The sequence below is a fragment of the Candidatus Erwinia dacicola genome, from assembly GCF_001756855.1.
Classification (GTDB): Bacteria; Pseudomonadota; Gammaproteobacteria; order Enterobacterales; family Enterobacteriaceae; genus Erwinia; species Erwinia dacicola.
Genome location: NZ_MAYS01000278.1, coordinates 1 through 3,057 on the forward strand (window position 1 = coordinate 1; position 3,057 = coordinate 3,057).

5 protein-coding genes and 1 pseudogene are annotated in these 3,057 nt (G+C 46.1%); 2 read left to right on the plus strand and 4 right to left on the minus strand.

Features of this window, described 5'->3' with window-relative positions:
* The coding region (locus BBW68_RS20645; protein ID WP_148127602.1) for a helix-turn-helix domain-containing protein at positions 1 to 126 on the minus strand (126 nt) is incomplete at its 3' end.
* A 472-nt stretch (positions 127 to 598) separates the two neighbouring features.
* On the opposite strand from BBW68_RS20645, the gene BBW68_RS08325 reads away from it, so the two are divergent.
* Together BBW68_RS08325 and BBW68_RS08330 are read left to right on the plus strand one after the other, a co-directional pair.
* Positions 599 to 1,126: a phospholipase D family nuclease gene (locus BBW68_RS08325; RefSeq protein ID WP_070134890.1), complete on the plus strand. Its 528-nt coding sequence runs from the start codon at positions 599 to 601 to the stop codon at positions 1,124 to 1,126.
* Between the two features lie 9 nt (positions 1,127 to 1,135).
* A pseudogene (locus BBW68_RS08330) lies at positions 1,136 to 1,749 on the plus strand (DUF2913 family protein).
* A 132-nt stretch (positions 1,750 to 1,881) separates the two neighbouring features.
* Here BBW68_RS08330 and BBW68_RS08335 read toward each other — a convergent pair.
* The 3 genes from BBW68_RS08335 to BBW68_RS08345 all read right to left on the minus strand — a co-directional run bounded on the left by BBW68_RS08335 (position 1,882) and on the right by BBW68_RS08345 (position 3,056).
* Complete coding sequence (locus tag BBW68_RS08335; protein WP_070134892.1) at positions 1,882 to 2,139, minus strand: helix-turn-helix domain-containing transcriptional regulator; 258 nt, start codon at positions 2,137 to 2,139, stop codon at positions 1,882 to 1,884.
* A gap of 366 nt (positions 2,140 to 2,505) precedes the next feature.
* On the minus strand, positions 2,506 to 2,850 hold the full coding sequence (locus tag BBW68_RS08340; RefSeq protein WP_070134893.1) for a type II toxin-antitoxin system HicB family antitoxin: 345 nt from the start codon (positions 2,848 to 2,850) through the stop codon (positions 2,506 to 2,508).
* Positions 2,847 to 3,056, minus strand: coding sequence for a hypothetical protein (locus BBW68_RS08345; RefSeq protein WP_070134895.1), 210 nt, complete (start codon positions 3,054 to 3,056; stop codon positions 2,847 to 2,849). The genes BBW68_RS08340 and BBW68_RS08345 overlap by 4 nt, the downstream gene beginning before the upstream one ends.
* Position 3,057: the final 1 nt, after the last annotated feature.

Genomic DNA, 3,057 nt, shown 5'->3' on the forward strand with positions numbered 1-3,057 from the left:
GGGTTCCCTGCTGATGGTAGACCGCGGGAGATCAAGCTCTCTGGCGATGGTAGCCAGTTTTACACCTTCACTACGCCGCTTTTCAATGTAGAACCGCTCTTTCTGAGTCAGATGTTTTCCCTGCATGCAACAGGCTCTCCAGTAAGACCAGAACGGAGATTTTATCCGGGTCTGGCCAGTGGGTCACTTTGTTGCGTTTCGAGTGGAAATGGGGCAAAGGCTATTCCGTAAATGAGATCCATGAAGTTATCACGTCCAGCAGATTTACAGACGTGACTTTAGCGGACATCAAATCTATTACCGAACGAAAGCGAACAGTGAGTAACAAGTCGGGTTCCGTTTCTAAAGAGAAAGGGAATACCAGTCCTGAGCATTCCTCAGTACCCGATGAAACAGAAATAAAATAGCGGTGAGCGTGTTTTGTCTTCGACCATCGAACTTCGGGATAGCTGTGATGATCGAGAATAAAAATAAGTCTAGCAGCGCGGGGGATTGTCACGGCTTTCGCCGTTCCGCTTATTTTCGTCCTCGCTGCGCTGCGGGGCTTCCGGCGCGTTGCGCCTCCATGCCCTGACGGGCATATAAAACCAGAAAATAAATGAAAAAGATTTCAGGTTTGTTGGTTAGTATTGCACTTTGCTTTCCACTTGTCGGCATTGCAGGTGGCAACATACAGATAGGGTTCTCACCGGAAGGAAGCGCCCTGAAACTGGTGCTTCGCACTACAGGAAACGCCAAAGAATGTATCCGATTGATGGCTTACTCGTTCACTTCGCCGGACGTGGTGAAATCCCTGCTTGATGCACACAGACGCGGTGTAGATGTGCGCGTTGTGGTTGACCAAAACGGCAACAAAAGCAAGGCAAGTAAGGCCGCATTAAATCTGCTGGTTAACGCAGGCATTCCGACCCGCACTATTGCAGCATACAAAATTCATCACGACAAAGTGATCATCGTGGACGGAAAGACCACGGAAACGGGCAGCTTTAACTACAGCCGCGCCGCTGACCGTTCCAATTCGGAAAACGTGATTGTGATCCGCGATAATCCCGATGTGGCAAAAATCTACCTTGCACACTGGCAAAGCCGATGGGAGCAGGGGAAGGACTGGACTTCGACTTACTGACTATGACCGATACCGAAACCATTACGCAAAAAAACGGGGCATCTGGCATGGTGCGCACTGATAGCCCTGCGTCTGGCAAAACTCGATGGTCAGGCATCATCCGAATCGCAGGCAAATCTTTTTCTGATTCGCTGGCTTTCCACGGCATTAAAACAGCACCGCTTCCCGCGTGAAGTTGCGCCGGATATTGAGTGGCTTCTGAAACAGGGAAGAACGCTGGGCGCACGGGCAAAGCTGCGACATAAGGTGGATTATCTTCGGCGCTCATGTTCAGGAATATTAACAGAACAAAGTGACTTGTTCAGACTTACCTATGGCTGGAGACTGCAAAAGAGCATCACTGGGTATACCGTGTACTGATTGAAAAAGAATGGGCTGGCCGTCATGCCGTTACTATGACGGACGGCATCAATGCTATTTGTATTTCCCGTTCATCACTGGACGCGGCATTTGATGAAAATGGCTGGCAGACTCACCCCCTGATGGCAAAAATCACGGGCGAAAAAAACGCCCTAAATGCTTTGCTGGAGTCATGCGACTGGAAAGTCTTATCCTGCCAAGATGAAACCGGGTCAACACTGTTTAATCTGACTGCGAGAACGTTCAGCGTCAGCAATGCGTAGCATGAGAAAAAACGGTCTGGCAGGGGGGAATTGTCACGGCTAAAGCCGTAACGCTTTTTTCGTCCTCGCTTCGCTGCGGGGCTTCCGTCACGTTGCGCCTCCATGCCCTTTCAGGGCATAAAGATGAGGCGGTTATGCAATTGTGAAGTGAAGTTTTAGTCTTAATGCTTTGGTTATTTTCAAAATAGCGGAAAATGAGGGTTCTGTCTTGCCGGATAACGTACTACCTACCTCATCAATAGTCATGCAAGCTTCTCTTGCTACAGGGTCAACACCTTTATCCCTTACCACAGTCCTGATGGCGGCTATAAGTACACGGTGATATCCAGACTCTGCTTGTAAATTTAAATACTCAACTATTTCTTGTTGATTATTAAATTTATTTGTCATTATTATCTCCTTGGTTCTTCTTCATAAATTCATCATGACTCACTGTTGTAGAATCTTCCAGATATTCCTCATAACATTCATTAGCTAATTTTAAACTCTGTTCGTTTTCGCCAACTTCTTCAAGCCACTGGCGAAACGTAGTAATTTTCTTTTTTGTGGACTCTGATGGCGAAGCAGGGTGCTTCCCCCAGTTACTAGATAAAACACACCATACACGTTGCCATTTTTCTGTCGTCTAGTACAAAACAGCCTCGCCATAACCGCTTGCGGCAACACAAAATCTTGTGCTGCCTTTAGCGATTTCCGTATAAATGAATTCAATAAAATCAGATTTCTTCATTACTTTATGCAGCCAGTGATTTATTGTTAGGCCAGATGATGATTACTGACTTCTTTTTCCAGCGCTTTGTTAACAAACGCATTCAGCGATAAATCTTCCTCTAACGCCAGTTCTGCAACGCGACGATGCAGATCGGGATCTACCCTCACGTTAAACACGCCTTTAAATGGGGTGTCTGGTTTCTTCCCGTCCTCAGCACAAGCCTGTAGATACAAATCTACCGATACTTTAAACTCCTGTTCCAGTGCCGCTAATGTTTCAGCCTCATAAGTAACCAGATCGCCAATAAACGCCAGTTTTCCATACAGGATATTATTATCAAAATCTGGTTCTACTGTGCCCAAATAGCCTTTATATTTTAAATGTTTCATAATACCCCTTCCTCTTTTAGCATCCTCTTGACATCTTTTAGCGCCCCGCCTTTGATATGATTTTCAGGATGTTGGCGATGAAGCATTATCGTTTTGTATTTCTGGTATACAAACCTTACCCGTAATCCCTGCATTTCTTTTTTTTCATAACCAAGAAATGAAAGCAGTAGCTCCATTCCTACTCGAAACGCAACAAAGTGACCCACT